Here is a 19,695-nt window from a genome sequence, read left to right as displayed (position 1 = left end):
AGCCAAAGTCGATCGGCGCGCGGGCGGGCGGCTCGTTGCGCCCGATCTGCTTGAACAGCAGACCTTCCACCTCCGCGTCCGTCATGTCCCAGGCCTTCTCCCAGGACAGTCCGGCGTTCGTCGCTCGTTTCAAATACGCGTCCACCGCGCTCGGGCTCATCCCCACCGCCGCCGCGATCTTTCGATGGCTCAGCTTCCCATCATACTTGAGCCGCAAGACTTCCCGAATCTTCCGCATCGAATGCCGCTCCGACATCTCCCCTCTCGCGCCCCGAGGGCCGTCGAGAGGCTTGGTTTCGTCACGACCATCGCGCGTCCCTGCTCCGACAAACCCAGCCGCAGCCCCAGCCCGCGGTGCGTCCACCACGCGGCGCATGCATGGGTCGAGACCGGCGTCGGCCCACCGTCAAGCGCCATCCCCTCTCAAAGTTTGCCGGCGTACCCTCCGGCAAACCGCAGGATCGGCCGAGGGGTGGGTCCGTTGCGACCTGGTGGCCATGTCACATCGGAATCGATGCCCACGTGCCGTCGGAACGCGTGCCCACGTGCCGTCGGAACGCGTGCCCACGTGCCGTCGGAACGCGTGCCTACGTGGGTTCGGAATACGCAGAACCAGTGGGCAACCGACTCTGCGCGGAAATAACCGACGACCCCCGGTATAACAATTCAGGGGGAACCAACGATGGAGGTCATCATGATGTCGCGGTTCTTGAGCCGCCTTCGCGGTCCCACGCTGGTCAGCAAGGCGATGGGTATCGGGGCTGCCGTTCTCACGATGGTCGCCCAGGTCATCACCATCATCACCGGATAGGAAAACCGACATGGCCAACAACGCCCAGAACAACAACGCCCAGCCCGCCCAGGATCTCTCGACGCCTTTCCTCAAGCGCGTCATGGCCAATGACTCGACGAAGAAGGGCGCCGCCGCCCTCGTGGCCGGCGTCGTGCTCGCGGTCGTGACCGAGGCCATCTGGCCCTCCAACTCGTAGCCGACATCCTCGGCGAGGCGCTGTTCGACGAATTACGGCGCCGCCTCAAGGACATCGCACCCGTCGCCGATGAGACGCTCGAATGGCTCCGGGAGGCGGCACGTCCGCCACCGGGCGTCGAGCTCGTCAGCGAGGACGGGGCCATGTTCACCGGCGTCGTGTTCGTCGAGCGAAACCGGCCCGTGGCGATGCTGGCATTCCGGCATGCGCCGACGCGGCACGCGCCTCGATACGGTCCGCCCCAATATCCCAACCAGTACCCGCCTCCCCATCAGCGCCACCTCTTCGACGAAGACGAGGAGGAGCCGCCGCCGGCCTGGAGGCCCAGCAGGTTGTGGGATCGCTGAAAGCGTTCATCGTCCGTCGACCAGGGCATCCCGCTGGCACGTAGTGACGTGCTCCGGGGCGCCCTTCTGTTTTCCGGAAAGGAGACTCCCATGCGCGTCAATGGCCGCACGCTTCGCTACTCCACCCTCGCCGAGCGGCGCATGTTCCTCTCGCTCGGCATCACGGAACTGCGCGTGCCGCGTTCCATGAACCCCTACACCGTCGCTCGGCGAATCGCTCGGGCGGCCAAAAACAACTCGCCCGACATGGAGCTCCTCAAGAGCCTCGCGACGCAGGCGAAGCGGGCACCCGACCAGGCGCCGGGGCCGTCGCCCGACTTCGATCGGCCCGAGCCCGTGCTGCCGGAGCCGCACGAGCCGCTGCATGCCGCGGCGTAGCAGCCTCGAAGAGCTACGGTGCGCGCTCAGGATCGCGGAGCCGAATACGAAGAGCCTCAGCCGATATCTCGAGGAGACAGCAGAGCACGTGGCCGTTCTCCTCGGGGTCGAGCGCGAGGCTCTCGAGCAGCTCGTCGGCAAACCCGACCGTGAAGTGGGGCCGAAGCTCGAGACCCTGCTTCACAGGCGAGCAGAAGCGCAGGAAGCAAGGCGCGCGGAGCAGGCGGCTCAGATTGCCGGCTCCGCCGCCGAGCATCTCGCTCGCACCGCCGTGTGGCACGAGGGGCGGGCGCATCTCGACCCGACCATTCTCTTCGGTGCCATCCTCGCAGATGTCGGGCACAGGTTCATCGCATTCCACGGCGGACGTGCCTTCGAGGTCCGCATGCTGCGCCATACGTTGTGGGGCGCGGGCGAGGCGCTCTCCCGGCACGACGACCTCGTCGTCTGGGTGGATGCCGAGGGGCTCCACTTCCGCTGGAGGAACGGGCGAGGCGGCCTGAACTTCCTTTCGCAGCACGTGCCCGCGCGCGACATCGGGTTCGGGCTGCACGTGTATCTCACGCCGCCCGTACAGCGGCCGAGCGTGAACCGGGCGCAGCGGCCACCGCGGCGTCCGGTCTCGCTGGGCGATGAAGTCGTGAACATGACGCTCTTCGCGTAGTTCCTGACTATAACGTATCACTGCGACGAACCACGTCTGCGGTGCCCTCTCTTCGGACGGCATGCTTGCAATGCATTGCGTCCTCTCCTCGGACAATCCCATGACCAGCAGCGCTGCTTCGACCCTCTCCCGGTCCCAGCGCCGTGTCGCCGCTGCCGGAGGTCGCCATATCGGTGACATCGTCGGATGGAACACGGAGCGCATCAACGTCTCCCGCGAGAATGCTCGAAAGCTCCTCGAGCCCGAGAAGTTCGAGCATCTCATCGTGGACATGGATCCCGCCACGGCGCTTTCCCGCGCCGCCGGTGAGGTCAAGCGGCCGGCCAACATCCTCGTCCGGCCTTTCTCCCGACCGAACGTCGACACGCCCGCGTCGTTCGGCGTCTATCTCCAGAACAAGAACGACGGCGAGAAGGGCGACAGCGTCGTCTGCGGCGCGCGGTGCCGCGTCGATTCGGGTGGCAATAGGATCGTCTCCCTGCCGCCCGAGGGAGGCGCCGGGCTCGAAGCGGCCCTCGCACACGCCGAGAACATCGCCGCGCACGCGAACCACCTCATCACCCATTGCGAGACGCGGGATATCTCGAATGTCCTCGTCGCCATGGTGAAGGCCCTCTCCGGCGTGCCCATCCGCAACCGCGGCGGGCTCTACCTGCTTCCGCCGCCGTCCTGCGGCACGTGGAAGCGCCTGAAGCCCGCGCTCGAGGAGCTGCGCGTCGAGCCCCTCACCATCGAGATGCACGACGCTCCGGACAACCTCGCCGTCGCGAAGTCCGCGGCGCAGAGCGCGCTCGAGTCCGACATCGCCGAGCTCCTCACGGATCTCGAAAAGGCGAAGACCGACGGCATGCGGCAGGACGCGCTCACGCGGCGGGTGCAGTTCTGCAACGAGCTCGTCGCCAAGGCCGAGCTCTACCGCGGTGTGCTCGCGGGGGTCTCCGACAAGATCACCACGAAGGTGAAGGAGCTCCAGGACAGCTTCCAGCGCCAGCTCTCGGGCGGTGGGAGCAGTGGGCCGTCGTTCTCCATCGCCGTGAACGACTGACCGGCCCCGTCTCGGGTGACACCGGGGCGGGGCGCCGCCGCGGCATCAACCAGTCGCGGATTTCCACAACATGAAAAAGAACGGTTCCATCGACATGGGCTCCGTCCGCGCGCGGTTCCGCGCCGTGCGTGATGGGCTCAACGCGGTCTTTCGGGAACGCGAGGACGCGATCGAGTGCATCTTGCTCGCCGCGCTCGCGCAGAGCCACGCGCTGCTCGTCGGGCCTCCGGGCACGGCAAAGAGCGCGCTCTTCTTCGGCTTCCTCGCGTCGTTCACGGACGCGCGGAAGTTCCAGACGCTCGTCACGAAGTTCGGGACCGAGGACGAGTATTTCGGGCCCGTGAAGCTCTCCGCGCTCAAGAACGACCTCTGGGAGAGGAATCTGGATGGCCGCCTCGCGGCCGTCGAGTGCGCCTTCCTCGACGAGGTCTTCAAGGGCTCGGACAGCGTGCTCAATGCATTCCTGTCCGCGATGAACGAGCGGCTCTACAAGGGACAGCCGATCCCCCTGCGTCTGCTCGTCGGGGCCTCGAACGAGCTGCCCGAGGAGGAGATCCTCGCGGCGATCTACGATCGTTTCCTCCTGCGTGACGTTGTCGAGTACGTGCAGGCGGATGCGACGTGGATGCAACTCGTGGCGACGCCGCCCGAGTACAAGCCCGCGGCGCAGATCGCTCTCGCGGAGTGGGATGCCGCGTGCAAGGACGTCCTGCGTCTCGAGGTGCCCCAGCGTGTCGTCGAGGAGTTGCTCCGGCTCCGCACGGCGCTGAAGGCGGATGGTCTGGTCCTCTCGGATCGGCGCTGGATCGCGCTCACGCGCGTCCTCAAGGCCGCGGCGTGGCTCGACGATGCGCCTACGGTCGAGCTCGATCACCTCTCCGTCCTGAAGTACGGGCTCTGGAACAAGCCGGAGGATCGGGCGCGCGTCGTCGCGATCTTGCAGACGGTCGATCGCTCCGTCGTGGCGCAGGCGATCGATATTGTGGACGAGGCGCTCCGGGGATACGCGAGTCGGCCAACGGAGCCGGCGGCGTATCAGTCCGCATTGCCCCAGCTCGCGGACAAGGTCACGGAGGCAGGCAAGCGTGTGCAGGACATGCTGAAGAACGGCGTGTCGCGCCGCGCTCACGCGCGCATTCAGCCGAAGCTCGACGAGCTCAAGAAGGCCCACGACGCGCTCACGGCCGACCTCTCGAAGCGCTACGCGCTGGCGTAGGCCATGGGCACGTTCCTGCAGGCAAGGCGCCGGCATCTCTGCGTCAAGGAGGCTTCCTTCGAGGACGCGGAGAAGGCCGGCGACCTGTGGAATGCGATCGTGGGGCTCGGGCGGGATCCGCCGACGCGGTCATTCGCGGAGGCCGTGAGGGATACAGTTCCCGCCGAGTACATGGCCTTTCTCGCCCTCGACGAGGTCGGCGCGGCCTACGCGTTCGGGCTCTTGTGGAAGGCGGGAAAGCACGTCCCCGAGGGGGCCTCGGCCTTCGAGATGCGGAGTGCCGCCCGCGAAGAGTGGGCGACATTCGACAAGAAGGCCAAGCAGGTCAAGCACCTCTCCGATGGGTTCGGCTGGGATCTCTCGGCGGCCTGGGCGCAAGTCCGGCAAGTGGATGCTGCGGGAGAGGACATGGATCGGGTCGAGCGTATTGCTCGGCTGGCAGGTCGCATGTTCGCTTCGCTCCGCGGCGCGCACGCGAACAAGGTCCACGGGGTCTCGGGCGAGGTGTACTCGGTCGAGCAGGGCAATGACGTGGCTCGGCTATTGCCGGCGGAGACGGTGCTCTTGACCGACCCGCAAATCGAGATCGTGGCCCTCGAACGAATCGCCTCTCGCCGGGCTGCGCAGTACGCGGTCCGGGGAACGACGAAGAAGTCGAAGGGCCCGCTCGTGCTGGCACTCGATGAATCGGGCAGCATGTCCGGAATCCGGAACGAGTGGGCGAAGGCCGCTGCGGTGGCGCTCGCCCGCATCGCCTCGGAGGAGAATCGGCCCGTGGCGGTGGTCCATTACGCGACGTCCACCGTGGTACAGGTCGTGAAGCCCAACGACAGCGCGGGGATCGTGAAGATGATCCTTCACTTCCTCAGCGGCGGAACGGCGATCGGCCTGGCCCTCGGTGTGGCCGTGGATCAGGTGAAGGCGCTCGCGCAGAAGGGCCAGCACGGCGCCGACATCATTCTCGTCACGGACGGCATCGACCGGAACGAGGAGGAACAGAAGAAGTCGGTCGACGCTGCGTCGACCATCGGCGCGCGGCTCTGGACGGTGGCGATCGAGTGCTCCATCCCGGAGGACTCGCCGCTCCGGAAGAAGGCCGCGCAATACACCGAGCTCAACGACAAGGCGATGACCGAGGGCTCGAGTATCACGTTGCTCGCGGGGGCAGCGTGAGCGACGAAGATGATGATGTCGGTGGAAAGTTTGTCCTGATTCGCGGCCTACAGCCGCAGGCAGGCACTCGAAGACGGCACGCTCGTCGACGTCACCGAGCTCGCGAAGCAGGCTGGAATCAAGGCGCCGGTGGCGCTGACGCGCTCCGTCTGGGAGAGGTACGTCGAGCTGTTCCCGGCTGCGGAGAAGGCGGGAAACGACACGACGGGCAGGACGTGGGACATCCTCTGGATGTTCCGCTGTGCCGCCCTGCAACGGCCGGATGAAGCCGAGATCCGGTACCAGTTGCATGTCGTCACCGACGCGATTGAACCGTCCCTCGTCGAGCTGAAGTCCATCATCGGGCCTGGCGACGACGGCGAGGCGGTCATCACGATCCTCTTGCCCGAAGAGGATTGAGCGACAAACCAGTAGCGAGAATGCGGCGTGCGGTTCTTACGTGCGCCGCATTCGCTTTTTCAGGGAGACACATGTCGTCCAAGCAGTCGCCCACGAAGAACGCGGAGACCGAGGATCAGGACCACGTGGAGGAGTGCATGGCCTCGTTCGCGCTCGCCAGCGACGGGCACGTCTACATCCACGAGGACGAGCTGCCCGCCGACAAACGGCGCGGGCGGAAGGAGTGGCGGGGCGTGCGCCTGACGCGGGCCGAGACGGAGTTCTTCGCCGAGGAGGTCGAGCTCATCATGCCGAACGTGGCCGTCGCGCTGCGGGGCGCCATCGAGAAGGGCAAGCTCGGCGGCCAGGAGCCGCCCGAGGGCGCCGAGCCGGTGAACCCGGGGACGGGGCCGGAGTCGGGCGTCTTCTGAATCGGAATGGGCCCGGGGGCATGTGCCTCCGGGCCCGCTTCTTCCTTTGCACAATCAATCATCCGAAGGGAGTCGATATGGGGAAGCATCCCCAGTCGGAGAAGTGTCTCCGGAGTGAGGTCCTTTCCATCTCGCTCACGGGTCTCGTCGCGTCGCTCGTGAGCATCGTCGTCACGGTCGAGACGGGCACGAGTTTGTTTCAGCTCGTCGGTCTGGCCGAGGTGAGCCTTCGGGAGACCAGGTTGCGCGTCCTGTCCGCGCTGGCGCAAGTCGGCCTGCACATCGACGGGTACAGCATCAAGGTTCAGATCTCCCCCGCTGGCCTTCGGAACGAGGGATTCTTCGACCTGGCCATCGCGACAGCCGTGATTCTCGCCCTCGAGAAGAAGACGCTGCCGGGCACCGTCGTGCTCGGCGAGCTGTCCCTCTCTGGGGGAGTGCGGCCCGTTCGTGGGGTGTTGCCGGCGCTGCGGGGTGCGGCGAGCAAGGGGATCCAGCATGTGATCGTGCCCCGCGCCAACCTCGCGGAGGCTGCGAGCGCGCCGGATCTGGATGTGCGTGTCGCCGGGAACCTGAACGCCGTGCAGGACTACCTGCGTGGGGCCTGCGAGATCGAGCGCGCGAGCGTACCTTTCCGACCGAAGCAGCCCGGGGCGCTCGATCTGTCAGACATGCGCGGGATGCCATCGACGAGGCGAGCGATCGAGATCGCGGCGGCGGGCCAGCATTCGATTCTCTTCATCGGTCCGCCCGGTGCTGGGATCACCATGGCCTCCCGCCGCATTCCCACGATCCTGCCCCCGATGTTCGTGGACGAGGCGCTTGAAGTCACGAGCATCCACTCCGTCGCCGGATTGCTCAATTCGGAGCAGGGGCTCGCTACGAATCGACCGTTTCGCGCGCCCCATCATTCGGTGGCTCCGGCAGGACTTGTCGGCGGGGGAGAGCCCGTGCGTCCCGGGGAGGTGTCCCTCGCCCACGGCGGCGTCTTGTTCCTCGACGAGCTGCCGGAGTTTCGTCGGAGTTCGCTCGCCCTGCTGGAGACCACGCTCGCCCAAGGGGAAGCGGTCATCGTCCGCGGCCAGAACCGCACGGTCTTTCCTGCGCGTCCGCTCCTGGTTCTGGCGACGCACGCGTGCCCTTGCGGGTTCTACGGGGACGCAAAACGGCGGTGCACATGCTCTGTCGAGCAAATCCGGCGTCATCGGGAGCGAGTGCACGGGCCGCTTTTCGAGCGAGTCGACATGCAGATCGTGGTGCCCCCTGTCGACGTCGCGCAGCTCGGCAGCAAGGCGAAAAGCGAGAACAGCGAGACGGTGCGGAACCGGGTCGTTGCAGCACGAACGATCCAGCATGCGCGCGCGGCGCGGCAGAAGGTCGCCTCCTCGCTCAACACCGCGTTGAACCACCGCGACCTCGAGCGCATTGCCGCGCCTGATGCACAGGGGAAGCGGACCCTGGAGCAGGCCGTCGAGCGTCTCGGGCTGTCTGCGACTCTCCGGGCCAAGGTGCTCCGTGTGGCTCGAACGATCGCTGATCTCGACGGGAGCGAGATCGTCCGCGCGCCCCACGTGGCCGAGGCCGTTCTCCTCGCTCCTGTCTTCGGGCGCGGCTGATGACCGACACCCAAGAGCCGGAGGAGGCCGACGAGGGACCTCCGACCGAACCGGGCATGAAGGCGAGGCCGACCATCCCCTCGAAGGATCGCTGGCACATCGCTTCGTGCTCGGAAGGCAGAGCGATCATCCGTGACCAGAACGGACTGTTTGTCGCGGAGGTCATCGAGGCGGATGCCGAGCTCATCGCGGCGGCTCCCGAACTCCTCGATCTCGTGAGTGACCTCCTGGACGACCTGCGTCGCGATCATCGCATTCCCGAGGCACTCGCGCTCTGCGAGCGGCTGACTCACGCGAGCCGCCGGCAAACGCGGGGATAACAACAACGGCGCTGCCTCGGGCATCGCACGAACAAGCACCCGAGCCCAGATGTGCCGCGAATGGCGGCTCCTGGGAGCTTCGACAGGCGCACCTTCTCGGGGAGGTGCGCTCTTCTTTTGTGGACCAACGACCATGCAGCAGAACAACGGCGCTCTCCGTGGCGCCCTGCAGGCCATCGAGAAACTGTACGGCAAGGGGGCCATCATGAGCCTCGGGGACGACAATCCCGATCGTGGTGTGCGGGTTTTGCCCACGGGCTCGCTCGCGCTTGATGCCGCGCTCGGGATCGGGGGATATCCGCGCGGCAGGATCGTGGAGATCTACGGGCCCGAGTCGTCGGGCAAGACCACGCTCACCCTGCACGCGCTCTACGAGGCGCAGAAGGCGAAGGGCATTGCGGCGTTCATCGATGCCGAGCACGCGTTCGATCCGAACTACGCGCGCAACATCGGCGTCGACGTCAACCGCCTGCTCGTCTCGCAGCCGGACAACGGTGAGCAGGCCCTGGAGATCGTCGAGACGCTCACGCGCTCCGGCGCGGTCGACATCATCGTGATCGACTCGGTCGCGGCTTTGACGCCGAAGGCCGAGATCGAGGGCGACATGGGCGACGCGCACATGGGCCTCCAGGCGCGGCTCATGAGCCAGGCCCTGCGCAAGCTCACGGCCATCGCGTACCGGACCGAGACGCTGCTCATCTTCATCAACCAGCTCCGGCACAAGATCGGCGTGGTCTTCGGCAGTCCCGAGACGACCACGGGCGGCAATGCGCTGAAGTTCTACGCGAGCGTGCGGCTCGATGTCCGCCGCATCGGGGCGCTCAAGGTCGGCGAGGAGGTGCTGGGCTCGAAGACCCGCGTGAAGGTCGTGAAGAACAAGTGCGCGCCGCCCTTCCGGGAGGCGGAGTTCGACATCCGCTGGGGAACGGGAATCGACGCGGCTGGGGACCTGCTCGACTTCGCCGTCGCTCACGGCATCGTCGAGAAGACCGGCGCGTACTTGTCCTTCCGCGGGGAGACGCTCGGCCAGGGCCGGGAGAAGGCGCGCGAGGCGATCAAGGGGCCGCTGGGCGCGGCCATCCGGAGCGCCATCGAGCACTCCCTCGCGCAGCGGTCGGCCGCGGAGTAGTTGAGGGGCCTGTGCGGACGCCTGCGCGTCATCACGCGGGCAAGAAGAAGTAGAGATCGGCGCGTCGTCGGAGTCGCCGAGGCAACTCGCAGGACTTCTGACGCGCGCACAGCCCTCTCGGAGGGTTCATGTTCACGGAGAAGCAGCCGGGGGCCAAGCGGGTCGCTCTCGTGGGCTGTTCGGCTCTGAAGAACCAGAAACCGGCTCCCGCGAAGGACTTCTATACGTCGGCGCTCTTTCGCGCCGCCTACGCGTACGCCGAGAAGACGTGCGACGTGGTGGTCATCGTCTCCGCCTTCTACGGTGCGGTCGCCCCGAAGACCGTCCTTTACCCGTATGACCGGAGCCTCCGCAAGTTCCGGAAGAACGATCGGGAGGACTGGGGAGCCCGAACGATCGGCGAGCTTCTGCCGGCGTTCGATCCGCCTCCGCAGCTCGTGATTCTCGCCGGAAATGTTTATGCCGACGCGCTCGTGCACGGGGCGCATTGGCACAACCTCCCTCGGCCGGAAGAACCGCTGCGGAAGATTCGTGGATGTGGCGCGCGGGTCGCGTGGATGAAGGCGAATACGCCGGATGTGAAGTCGAGTTCCTGCCAGTGGGGTAATCAATGACGAAGAAGAAAGTTGACCAGAAGAAGAGCGGCACGCAGACCGAGTCGGCGAATGAGCGGGGGCACGGAACCGAGGCGAAGAACACCGCATCCGAGTGGTCCTTTCCGGCCATCCGGGGGGTCCAGGCCGGTGGTGAGTACTACTCGGTCATGGTGCACCTCCGGGACGTGGCGAAGCTCTTTGCCCCCGTGGATGGCAAGCTGCCACCCGAACTCCGAGCGCAGCGGGTGCTGAGCAAGGTCCGCGTCCCGAAGATCGCCGACTACATCACGAACAACCCGACGAACTACACGTTGCCGGCCCTCGTCGGTGCGATCGACGGTCTGCCCCGCTTCGAGCCGGCGCACGAGAAGGGCCACATGGGCACGCTCTACATCCCGCGGGACATGACGGTCGCGGTCCTCGATGGGCAACACCGGCGGGCCGCCGTCGCGATGGCCCTCTCGCAGGAGTACGTGAGGAAGCGGCGGGGATCGCTTGGGGACGAGAGCCTCTGCGTGACGTTGTTCGTCGACGCGGGGCTCGAGAAGGCGCAGCAGCGGTTCGCGGACTTGAACCGCTTCGCGGTGCGGCCGAACAACTCGCTGGGCCTGCTGTACGACCACCGCGACGAGCTGGCGAAGCTCACGCGCGCCGTCGTTCGCGACGTCTTCCTCTTCCACCAGCTCACCGACGGGGAGAAGACCTCGGTTTCGGGAGGCTCGAACAAGCTATTCGCGCTGGCCAGCATCCATGCGGCGACGAAGGCGCTGCTCGCGGGGTTCAGTGGGAGCTTCGAGACCGCGAGGCAGATCGCTGTCGAATTCTGGACCGAGGTGACGCGCGTGATGCCGGACTGGCACGAGGTCGGCCTCGGCAAGATCAAGGCGCAGGTGCTGCGAGATCGGTGCGTGCACGCGCATGCGGTCGTGCTCGAGGCCCTCGGCCGCGTCGGCAACGCCGTGCTGCGGGAGCGGCGGGAGGGCTGGAAGAGCGTGCTGGCGGGACTCGGGACGCTCGACTGGTCGCGGACCAACCCGCGATGGGAGGGGCGCGCCGTGGTGCACAGCAGGGTCTTGAAGAACGCGGCGAGCGTGGTCCTGACGGGCAACGTGATCAAGCATCACCTCGGGCTCGAGCTCTCCATCGAGGAGCGGCGGTACGAGCCCGTGCGGGTCGGTGAAGACGAGCAGGTGAACGGGGCGGCGACAACCGCCTGACCGAGACAACAACGGCGCAGCCCGGGGGGGGGCGCCGCTTTTCATGCTTGGGGTGTCGATGAAAGCATCGCTCGCCGAGCTGAGGCGACAACCACATACGAGCATCGCCCAGCTCAGGATGTTCCTGCACTGCCCGCGGCAGTACAGGTTGAAGTACATGGACCGTGTCCAGCCGTCATTCCGGCCGATTGCTATGGTCTTCGGCTCCGTCTGGCACGAGACGGTGGACAAGTACCTGCTGGGCGCTGGGCCCGAGGAGATGCGCGAACTCTTTCGCGGAGGGCTCGAAGCTGCGGTGAAGACAAATGCGCCGCCGGTATTGTTCGATGAGGACGAAGACCTCGGGCAGATGATCGACCTCGGCGTGCGCATGATCGGCGTGTTCGTGGAGCGCGTGCCGCGGCCGAAGAGGGTACTCGGGGTGGAGGTCGACTTTCTACTCGAGGTCGCGGATCCCAGCACGGGAGAGATGCTGCCCGTGCCCCTTGTCGGCGCGATTGACGCCGTGGTCTCCACCAGCGGCAGAAAGGCAGTCTGGGAATTCAAGACGGCCGCGAGAAAGTGGAGTGCCCCGATGCTCCAGTACGACCTTCAGCCAACGGCCTACGCGATGGCGGCGCGGAAGGTGTTCGGGAAGGTCCAGGTTGTCCTCGTCGTCGCTACGAAGACGAAGAAGCCCGACATCCAGATGGAGCATCTCTCGCGCGGAAAAGCGGACGAACGGGACCTTGCTGCGACGGTGGTCTCCGTGCTTCGGGGCATCAAGGCGGGCATGGATCATCCGGTCCGGGGCTCGCAATGCGTGTCGTGCCCGTTTGCTTGGAGGTGCCGGTAGCGCGCGGGATGTGCGCGTGAGAGTGTGGTGGGCGATGTCGAGCCCACCACGCTCTTTTCATTAGCCCTCGGTTGTTTCCTGACGGCCGTATCACGTGGACGCCCAGGCATTGTGCCCGCGTCCAGTGGCGCTCGGGCTCATCCCCGGACTCGGCCCCGGCACCGGGACAAGACCGTCGAGAGCCCTACTTTTCTGCGGGCCCGTTCGGCCTCGCGACCTCGCGCACAGCGCCGATTCCCCATCGATCAGTGACGGGTTCCGGCAGGGTCACCCTTCAGCCCTCGCCATTGTAGCTCTCCCATGCCATACGAGCAGCGCGGGCCGGCCCCACGGGATCGGCAACGGATCCGCCGTACGCTGCACGAGGTGCAGTTTTGCCGCCTGGTGACTGACAGCAGAAGCCGCTGTCATCGCGCTATCCGGGCCTTCTCCCGTTACCCGTGGCCGCAGCGCGAGAAGGCCGGCGTTGTGTGCTGCGCGAAGCCGAGCCTTGAATGCCGGGAGGCCGAGCCCCGTCGCCTCACCGCGGTCATCGAGCTCCCGGAATAGCTGCACGACGAGCGCGTCGTGCGAGCCTTCATTGACGACTGTCTGCACGCGAGCGGCGAATTCGTCGAGCGGCAGCGTGATCAAGCGGGGGCGCCCTTCGCGGCGCTTTTCATCCTCGTGGACCTTGCGCGCGAAGTCTTTTGCGGCGGCGTAAGCTTTGGGAGAGAGCGCCTCGACGACGTCGTCGAGCGCGGCGAACATATTCCGACGTGACCATCGCTGCACGAGATGAAACGTGGTTCGTCGGGAACGAACTGCAGATGCGGCGACCACCAAGGGGTTCTCGTCCTCGGCACGCTTGCAGGCAGCGAGCTCGAGGAGCCCCCGGTTGTACGCTTGGAGCAGCCGCGCCTTGAACGAAGAAAGCGTCGGGCAGGACGGGACCTCGCCGCGCTCGCGGAGCAGGCGGAAGAGCGGTGCGATGAACACGCCATCGTCATGTACCCCTTCGGTCACGCGGCGAGCTGCTGACTCCACGCCCGAGGCGAAGGCGCGAAGGGATCCGTTCACGAGCCCAGGTGCACGCCGACGCTCAGCTTCGAGCTTGGCACGGGCGAAGAGCAGAACCGCGGCCGCGCCGTCCCGCGAGAGGACATCGAACGCGTCGGGCCCCGGTCTGAGCCGCTTCCGCGAGGGCGGAGGCGGGGGCTCGAAAGACGCGGGAGGCGGACGAGCGGAGGACATCGAGCCCCTCGATCGCATGTTCCGGGGCAAACTGCAAGAGAGGACAAACCCTGCCTGGTCATCCTGGCGGAGCACGTCGGCAGGAAATCACGGGATGAGCAACTCGCGCTCCGTGCCGTCGGTGCTACGCAGGATCACCCTTTCCCGGTCGTTCCACGCGAAGGGCGAGGCTTGTCTCCCCGTGGGCTCGAGGCGGACACCTGTTCGCGGAGCTGCGCGAGCTCCTCCACGCTCATGCTGCCGATCTGCTCGACGACTGCCTCGAGCTCACTCTCCTCGGGGAACAGAACCAGGAACATCGGCGTCAAGCCGAGAGCGCGTGCGATGCGATCGAGGGTGCCCACGTTGATCGCCACGTACCCGCGCTCGATGAGCGAGAGGTGACTCGCGACGATGCCGGTCTTCCTTCTGAGGTGCTCGAGCGACATCCCCTGTGCGAGGCGCAGATCCCTGATCCGATGACCTAGTTTGAGGGCAAACGGATCCGGCTCGTATCGGCGGCCCATGTCAGGGCTCCCGCCGCCCGCGTGCCTCCAGAGCGGTACAGAAGTAAAGTAGGCCCCGCTTCGGGTCCTGGATGCCCGCCTGCCGCTCGATGAACGGCACGAGCAGAGGAACAGGGATGAGCTTGAGCGTGCCCTCTCGGTCTGCGTGGAGAAGAGCCGCCTCGAATGCGGCTCGAGGAACCCGAGCAAGAGCCCCGCGGAGGATCGGCAGCGGCACGCCCTGCGTGTTCTTGTAGGCCGGATGAAGCCGGCTCATCGCCGCGAGGATCTCGCTCACGACGGCCGGATCTGGGCCTGCGTCACGCGCGGCGAGGGTGCGCTGCGCGTACAGCAGGACGTCGGCGAGCTCGGGGATGCGGAGCTGCCGGAGGACATCGTTCACCTCCTCGATCGGCGTGCGATGACGTCGTCGAGGCTCGACGGGTTGGGGCCCAGGCGGGGAAGGTCGGATCGTCGACGGCGGGTTTGTCGAGATCGGCGCGGCCTGCGCATTGGCGCCGCCCAGCGTACGTGTTGTGGCGCGCTCGCCGCTCAAGACGCTCTCCTCGCTTGTGCAACGAGAGCGACGCGCTCGAGTAGCCCTCGCGTTGCATGCTCGATCCCGGCAGCAACTTGTCGTGTCCCGGAGAGCGGATCCGCAGGACGAAGTACAACTTGGCCTTGCTCTTCGAGATGAAGGAGCGCTTGGTCCACTGAGGATCGTGCGATCCCGAGGAGCTTGCCCCGCAGAACAGCGAGGCCGACCGCCCCGTCTTCGTCGGAGCGCATGTACAGGAGCGCGTAGATGATCTGCGCCTCGACGCGTCCCTCCGGACCCGCGAGCCTAGCTGCGGCGATGTGCTCGATGAGCTTCGCCGTCGCCTCGAGTTCGTGCGGCTCGAAGCTCCAGAGCAGCGTGTGCACCTCGTCGACAACGGCGGGCCGCCCTGGAGAGAGAGGCGAGACCAGCGTGGGGGCGGGCCTGCGTGCCGCCTTGGGCGCGGACACGAGCACGTGCGATGTCGACGCAGAGGCCGCGGGACGCGCAGGTGCAGGGGCCGGAGCTGCAGCAGCGAGAACCGCTGCTACAGGACGGCGCCGCCAGAAACACAAGACGCCGCTGAGCACGCGCCACCATGAGAGCCTCACCGGGATCGACGTGGCGGGGACAGGAGGCGCGGGCGCAGCCGGCCGCACGAAGAACGCCGTGGGGGCGTTGTCGTCCTCTTCGTGGCTCGTTGCCGGCTGCATCATCACGCGCGTGGCGGCTTCGTCTTCTTCCTCGTCGGCCATGCCCCCCTCCGAGTGCACTTCGAGCGAACGTCACCATCCCCAGGCGACCGCGGTGGTATGCCTCGACGAACGCACCCCAATGCGCGCCCTGCACCGCGGCCGTCTGCGGATGATGATTCGCGAGGACAAACGCGTCCGCATGCCGGCGCTCATGGCCGAGGGCAGAAGCCGCATGTCCCTTACTCTCTAAACACGAGCCGACGAAGGCGACCCGTCCAAGGAAAGTGCACGCCCTCCGTGCAAGAGGCTGGTCAGGGCGTGCTGCCGCTCTTCTGCTCGTTCTGCCGCAGGCCCTCGAGCGCCGCGGCGATGTACTTGTTCCGGACCCCCGCGTGATGACTGCTCCGGTAGTCCCGTTCATGCTGTCGCAGCGTGGCGAGCGCCTCGGCGAACTGCCCGCGCGAGAGCATCTCCCGGGCTTGTTCGAGGTTGGTCGTCTCCGGGTCGTTGAGCGGCACGGCGGCGGGCGCGGCGCGCGGGGGCGCGACAACAACCACGGTGGGGCTCGGTCCGGGGGTGGCCGGGAGCGCGACGACTGAGGAGCTCTCACCACGCCCGCTCTCGTCGACCACGACGGACAGCACCATCGGCACTGCATGCAGCGCAGCGGGCGGTGCGTCGTGGGGCCAGAGCGCGACCGCACCACCCCCGCCCAAGGCGCCGACGCCGACCAGGAAGAGCGGGTGCTTGATGATGCGCTCGAGCACCGCCTTCGCGGTGGCCCGAGCGGCAGGCCCAGGGCCCCGGGGCGCTACCGCGTGGATCTGCCGCTTGCCCGAAGCCGGCGGTTCGGAAGGCGGCGACGAGCTCGGCGCCAGGGCGAGAGGAAGCATCTCGTCGAAGCAAAGCTCGCGGGCGACGCGGCGCCAGACTTCGTGCCGCGCCTTCTCGATGAAGTCGGGCGTGAGGTCCTCGGGGCGGAGGACGGTATCGAGCCCGAAGGGCAGCAGCATGAACGGCGTGAAGTCCCGGCCGAACATCCTCTTCACCCTGCGCCGGAAGACGTCCTTGGCCTCTACCAGCCTGGCTTGCGCCGTGTTGCGTGAGACCCCCAGCGCCGCGGCGATCTTCGGCAGCGACTCCCCCTTGAACTCGGCCCTGACGAGTACATCGACGAGCTTCGCGTCCATGGTCTGGAGCACGCGTTTGACGACCTGATCGAGCTCATGATGCTCGAAGCGCTCGTGCGGGTTCTCGTCGCTGGGCACGTCCACGCCGACGTCTGCCTCGGGGGTCTCGAAGCGGTGGCGGTAGAGGCGGTAGTGCTCCGCCGCCTGCTGTTTGCAGATCATCTCGAGCCAGTCCTCGATCCCCGCGGACGGGACCTTGTCGAAGTTCTTGTAGACCTTCACGAAGACGAGCTGCGCGAGGTCGTCTACATCCGCCTGGCGCACGCCCATCCGAGCCAGGATCACGAGAACGGTCAGGAGGTGCGTCGCGTAGAACCGGAGAAAGGCGTCGCTGGCGTGATGCAGGACCGGGAGGAGGAGGCGCACGACTACAAACACGCGCTGAGATAGGCGACCCGTCCAATAAATCTTACGGCTTTCTGCTCGAAGGCCACTTCACCGGATGTCGAAGGGAACAACCAGGCCGACCCGGACTGCGCCGGTGAGGCGGGGAGAGCGCCAGAGCTCTTCGCCGTCGACGATGAACACCGGCCGACGGGCCACGAAGGCGATGTCCCCGTGTAGCTGGAGGCCCACGAAGCGAGCGAGCCGGAGCTCTCCGCCGAGCCGCGCGCCGAGGTCAATTACAGGGTCATCAGCGTTGATGAGTTTGCTTCTCTGGGTGTCGAGCGACAGCAGTGCCACGTCGCCGAAGACGCAGGCGCGGACGGAGACCCGGGGAGGGAGGAGCTCATGGCGTCCGCATGCCAGCGCGGCGACGCCCACGCGTTCAGCCTCCACGTCGAGCGTCGTCGGCAACGCCCAGGCGTGGTCGTACTGCCCCTCGACACCGATGGAGAGCCACTTCCACCGCGCCTCGATGCCCGCCGCGAAGCTCAAGGCGGTCTCCGGGGCACTCCACCAGGCAGCCCCCATGTTCGCGTAGACGGCAAGCTGTGGCAGCCCTGCCGAGCGCGCCGCGGCCTTGGGTGCTGAGGGGTCTGCGGCAGGTTGAAGCAGCTCGACGCGAGCGGGAGTCGAGGAAGCTGGGGGCAGCAGGGCTGATGAAGGCGCGGAGGGCGCGGGCGTCGCCGACGAGCTCGACGGCGACGGTGCCGCGGGCGGGATCGTCAGTGGATCGATGATGTCGCGCAAGTAGAAGACGGTGCGATCGGCGAGCTGATCGCACCGCCAAGATTCCGCGTGCGTGACGTGGTTGGCGACAACCTTCCCGCTCTCGTCGCGGGCTTCGATGTGCGCCTCGATCCGCTGCGGCGTCGGCACCAACTTCACGGAGATCGAGCGCGGCGCGTCGTCGGTGAAGGGATCGTGGCCCTTGAGCTTCGTGGCGAGGGCGGCCTGGATGTAGCTCTTGTCCGGACAGTTCTTCGGGGCGTCGGGACCGGGGGCGTAGTCGAGGCGCCACGGCAGCACCGCGGGCGACTGCGCCGTCGCCTTCGAGGTGCCACACAGCAGGGCAGCGACGAGCAGAAGGCGCGCCCTGAAGGGCCGTGAAGAGGCGTCCCGCATGACCTGAGAGAGCAGGTTTGTCCCCACCGCGGAGCATGCCCGCGGGGAACGTGCGGTGCAAGCGTTCGTGGAACTCGACAGTGGTCGGGCTTGGTTTGTCCGTCGGGTCCGAACGTTGACGGAGCCTGGATCTGGGGGCTAGCCTTTACGGCGTGCGTGCGTTCAGGACCTTCGCCTCTTACCTCGGCACGTTGATCGCCTTCGGGCTCGCTGCATGTGGTGAAGCCAGGTACGAGTACATCACCGTTTGTTACAACGACGCGCAGGAAGAGGTCCCGTGCTGCGGCCCGCCAGGTGAGAAGTACGCATGTCCGCCCGATGCAGGCGGTGACGCCGACGTGGATGCCGGCGACGGCGCCGAGGCCGATGCGGGCGACGATGATGGAGGTCCAGGATCGACGTGCCCTGGAGACTGCATTACGCCAGGCAGCGGCGGCTTCAACCGGCACCCGTCGTACGTGTGGTTCGGCAGTGAGACGGATCCTCCTCCGCCGCCACTTCCTGCCGAGCCCTACGAGAGCTGGGTGGACGTCGTGTTCGCTGAACCTTCGTGCCCGACATGCTCTTGCGTGGCGCCCTCCGTGGGCTGCGTCCTGCCGAGCGCGTGGAACGCAACATCGACCGCTTGTCAAGACAATTCGCTGTCCACCTTCACCCCTTTCGATCCTCCTGCCGACTGGGACGGGAGTTGTTCCTCGTCGAGCCCCATCCCAGCAGGCATTTTGTGCGACGGAGCCCCGTGCGTCCGATCGTTGGTGGTCGAACCGCCCACGGTCGCGCCGTGCGTCGCGGAGCCGGCGATGCCACCCGAGGGGCAGCCTGTCCCACCGCCGATTCGGACGAGGGCCATCGAGTACCCGGCTGGCGACGTGGGGACCTGCGATATCGCCAGGATTTGCGTCCTCCCGCCACCGCCAGGCTACAGGCTTTGCCGCGTCGCCTACGGGCTGGGGGCCTTGGCATCGTGTCCAGCGGGCTGGACAGACCGACACGATGGATGGGCCAAGGCCGAGGATCAGCGGGTTTGCTCGGCCTGCACGTGCGGAGATCCGCAAGGGGGAGCGTGCTCGGTGCGGGTTCGGGCTTATGCGAATGAGTCCTGCACGAACGAGTGTAGACGCTCACCCAAATCCGCGGAAAACGTGACCACGAGTTCGGCCTGGTGGGCGTCACGGCGCGTGTCGAGCCCTGGGGCGAGAAGTTCGTCACGACGACAAACCGCGCGTAGGACGGGGGCTTGCGGGCGCCTTGTAGAAAAAAGACGAAGGCCGGGAGCGCTACCTCCCGGCCTTCCGTGTCGCGCGGGCGCGTGACGGGGGGACCGTCACGCATCTCGGGCGACAGGGCCAAGAAACCGGCGCCTGCTCGATGGGCGCGTGGTCGAACTCTCCGATGTCCGATGCGGTTTTTGTCGACGCACCTTCCGGCTCTGCCGACCGTGTGATCGCGGCCGACTGTACTGCGGCCCCGTCTGCCGCGCGACCGCGCGCAGGGCAAGTCTTCGCAGGGCAAACCAGCGGCACCGCGAGAGCCCCGAGGGGCGGCTCGATCATCGGGACCGGCAACGGGCCTACCGCGCCCGGCAAAAAGCGCGGCGCGTGACGGATCACCGTGTCGAAAAGTTTGCCCACGGAGCAAACGTGGTCGCGGCCGACGTCCCGCCCGCCTCCGCGGTGGAGGCGCCGTGTGCGTCGGAGAAAAACCACGACGA

General features: G+C 66.9%; 21 protein-coding genes and 1 pseudogene. 15 read left to right on the top strand and 7 right to left on the bottom strand.

Going from position 1 to position 19,695, the window contains the following annotated elements; all coding sequences use genetic code 11:
• The coding region (locus tag E8A74_RS55350; RefSeq protein WP_420814241.1) for a winged helix-turn-helix domain-containing protein at positions 1 to 238 on the bottom strand (238 nt) is incomplete at its 3' end.
• A gap of 583 nt (positions 239 to 821) precedes the next feature.
• Between E8A74_RS55350 and E8A74_RS53635 the strand changes: the two genes are divergently transcribed.
• The 15 genes and pseudogenes from E8A74_RS53635 to E8A74_RS49575 all read left to right on the top strand — a co-directional run bounded on the left by E8A74_RS53635 (position 822) and on the right by E8A74_RS49575 (position 12,334).
• Complete coding sequence (locus E8A74_RS53635) at positions 822 to 989, top strand: hypothetical protein (RefSeq protein WP_170229986.1); 168 nt, start codon at positions 822 to 824, stop codon at positions 987 to 989.
• A 143-nt stretch (positions 990 to 1,132) separates the two neighbouring features.
• On the top strand, positions 1,133 to 1,336 hold the full coding sequence (locus tag E8A74_RS49640; protein ID WP_136936223.1) for a hypothetical protein: 204 nt from the start codon (positions 1,133 to 1,135) through the stop codon (positions 1,334 to 1,336).
• Between the two features lie 90 nt (positions 1,337 to 1,426).
• Entirely contained in the window at positions 1,427 to 1,714 is a 288-nt protein-coding gene (locus E8A74_RS49635) for a hypothetical protein (protein ID WP_136936222.1), read from the top strand.
• A complete protein-coding gene (locus E8A74_RS49630; RefSeq protein ID WP_136936221.1) occupies positions 1,701 to 2,378 on the top strand; it encodes a hypothetical protein in 678 nt (225 codons plus the stop codon). Before E8A74_RS49635 ends, E8A74_RS49630 begins: the two co-directional genes overlap by 14 nt.
• Positions 2,379 to 2,478: 100 nt before the next feature.
• Positions 2,479 to 3,423, top strand: coding sequence for a hypothetical protein (locus E8A74_RS49625; protein ID WP_136936220.1), 945 nt, complete (start codon positions 2,479 to 2,481; stop codon positions 3,421 to 3,423).
• Positions 3,424 to 3,493: 70 nt separating this feature from the next.
• Positions 3,494 to 4,639 carry an AAA family ATPase gene (locus E8A74_RS49620; protein ID WP_136936219.1) on the top strand — a complete coding sequence of 382 codons (1,146 nt, stop codon included), beginning with the start codon at positions 3,494 to 3,496 and terminating at the stop codon, positions 4,637 to 4,639.
• A 3-nt stretch (positions 4,640 to 4,642) separates the two neighbouring features.
• On the top strand, positions 4,643 to 5,812 hold the full coding sequence (locus E8A74_RS49615) for a vWA domain-containing protein (protein WP_136936218.1): 1,170 nt from the start codon (positions 4,643 to 4,645) through the stop codon (positions 5,810 to 5,812).
• A gap of 54 nt (positions 5,813 to 5,866) precedes the next feature.
• Positions 5,867 to 6,211: pseudogene (locus tag E8A74_RS49610) on the top strand (DUF6573 family protein); the annotation flags it as partial.
• Positions 6,212 to 6,282: 71 nt separating this feature from the next.
• Complete coding sequence (locus tag E8A74_RS49605; RefSeq protein ID WP_136936217.1) at positions 6,283 to 6,621, top strand: hypothetical protein; 339 nt, start codon at positions 6,283 to 6,285, stop codon at positions 6,619 to 6,621.
• A 77-nt stretch (positions 6,622 to 6,698) separates the two neighbouring features.
• Entirely contained in the window at positions 6,699 to 8,237 is a 1,539-nt protein-coding gene (locus E8A74_RS49600) for a YifB family Mg chelatase-like AAA ATPase (RefSeq protein ID WP_136936216.1), read from the top strand.
• Positions 8,237 to 8,557 (top strand): hypothetical protein, encoded by a 321-nt coding sequence (locus E8A74_RS49595; RefSeq protein ID WP_136936215.1) that lies wholly within the window; start codon positions 8,237 to 8,239, stop codon positions 8,555 to 8,557. The genes E8A74_RS49600 and E8A74_RS49595 overlap by 1 nt, the downstream gene beginning before the upstream one ends.
• Before the next feature lie 133 nt (positions 8,558 to 8,690).
• A complete protein-coding gene (gene recA / locus E8A74_RS49590; protein WP_136936214.1) occupies positions 8,691 to 9,686 on the top strand; it encodes a recombinase RecA in 996 nt (331 codons plus the stop codon).
• A gap of 128 nt (positions 9,687 to 9,814) precedes the next feature.
• A complete protein-coding gene (locus tag E8A74_RS49585) occupies positions 9,815 to 10,300 on the top strand; it encodes a DUF6884 domain-containing protein (protein ID WP_136936213.1) in 486 nt (161 codons plus the stop codon).
• Complete coding sequence (dndB, locus tag E8A74_RS49580; RefSeq protein WP_136936212.1) at positions 10,297 to 11,499, top strand: DNA sulfur modification protein DndB; 1,203 nt, start codon at positions 10,297 to 10,299, stop codon at positions 11,497 to 11,499. The genes E8A74_RS49585 and dndB overlap by 4 nt, the downstream gene beginning before the upstream one ends.
• A gap of 58 nt (positions 11,500 to 11,557) precedes the next feature.
• Positions 11,558 to 12,334, top strand: coding sequence for a PD-(D/E)XK nuclease family protein (locus E8A74_RS49575; RefSeq protein ID WP_170229985.1), 777 nt, complete (start codon positions 11,558 to 11,560; stop codon positions 12,332 to 12,334).
• A 267-nt stretch (positions 12,335 to 12,601) separates the two neighbouring features.
• On the opposite strand, the gene E8A74_RS49570 is transcribed toward E8A74_RS49575, so the two are convergent.
• The 6 genes from E8A74_RS49570 to E8A74_RS49545 all read right to left on the bottom strand — a co-directional run bounded on the left by E8A74_RS49570 (position 12,602) and on the right by E8A74_RS49545 (position 17,984).
• Entirely contained in the window at positions 12,602 to 13,084 is a 483-nt protein-coding gene (locus E8A74_RS49570) for a hypothetical protein (RefSeq protein WP_170229984.1), read from the bottom strand.
• A 617-nt stretch (positions 13,085 to 13,701) separates the two neighbouring features.
• Positions 13,702 to 14,073, bottom strand: coding sequence for a helix-turn-helix domain-containing protein (locus E8A74_RS49565; protein WP_136936209.1), 372 nt, complete (start codon positions 14,071 to 14,073; stop codon positions 13,702 to 13,704).
• A 1-nt stretch (position 14,074) separates the two neighbouring features.
• Positions 14,075 to 14,455 (bottom strand): hypothetical protein, encoded by a 381-nt coding sequence (locus tag E8A74_RS49560; RefSeq protein WP_136936208.1) that lies wholly within the window; start codon positions 14,453 to 14,455, stop codon positions 14,075 to 14,077.
• Positions 14,456 to 14,604: 149 nt separating this feature from the next.
• Complete coding sequence (locus E8A74_RS49555; protein WP_136936207.1) at positions 14,605 to 15,345, bottom strand: hypothetical protein; 741 nt, start codon at positions 15,343 to 15,345, stop codon at positions 14,605 to 14,607.
• 251 nt (positions 15,346 to 15,596) lie between these two features.
• The gene (locus E8A74_RS49550) at positions 15,597 to 16,841 is read right to left on the bottom strand and encodes a sigma-70 family RNA polymerase sigma factor (protein ID WP_170229983.1); all 1,245 of its coding nucleotides are present in this window, start codon (positions 16,839 to 16,841) and stop codon (positions 15,597 to 15,599) included.
• 69 nt (positions 16,842 to 16,910) lie between these two features.
• Entirely contained in the window at positions 16,911 to 17,984 is a 1,074-nt protein-coding gene (locus tag E8A74_RS49545) for a hypothetical protein (protein WP_136936205.1), read from the bottom strand.
• Between the last annotated feature and the right edge of the window lie 1,711 nt (positions 17,985 to 19,695).

It is taken from the genome of Polyangium fumosum (assembly GCF_005144585.1).
In the GTDB taxonomy this organism is placed as follows: domain Bacteria; phylum Myxococcota_A; class Polyangia; order Polyangiales; family Polyangiaceae; genus Polyangium; species Polyangium fumosum.
Note: the sequence above shows the minus strand (reverse complement) of the source record. Positions and strands in the feature narration are given on the sequence as shown.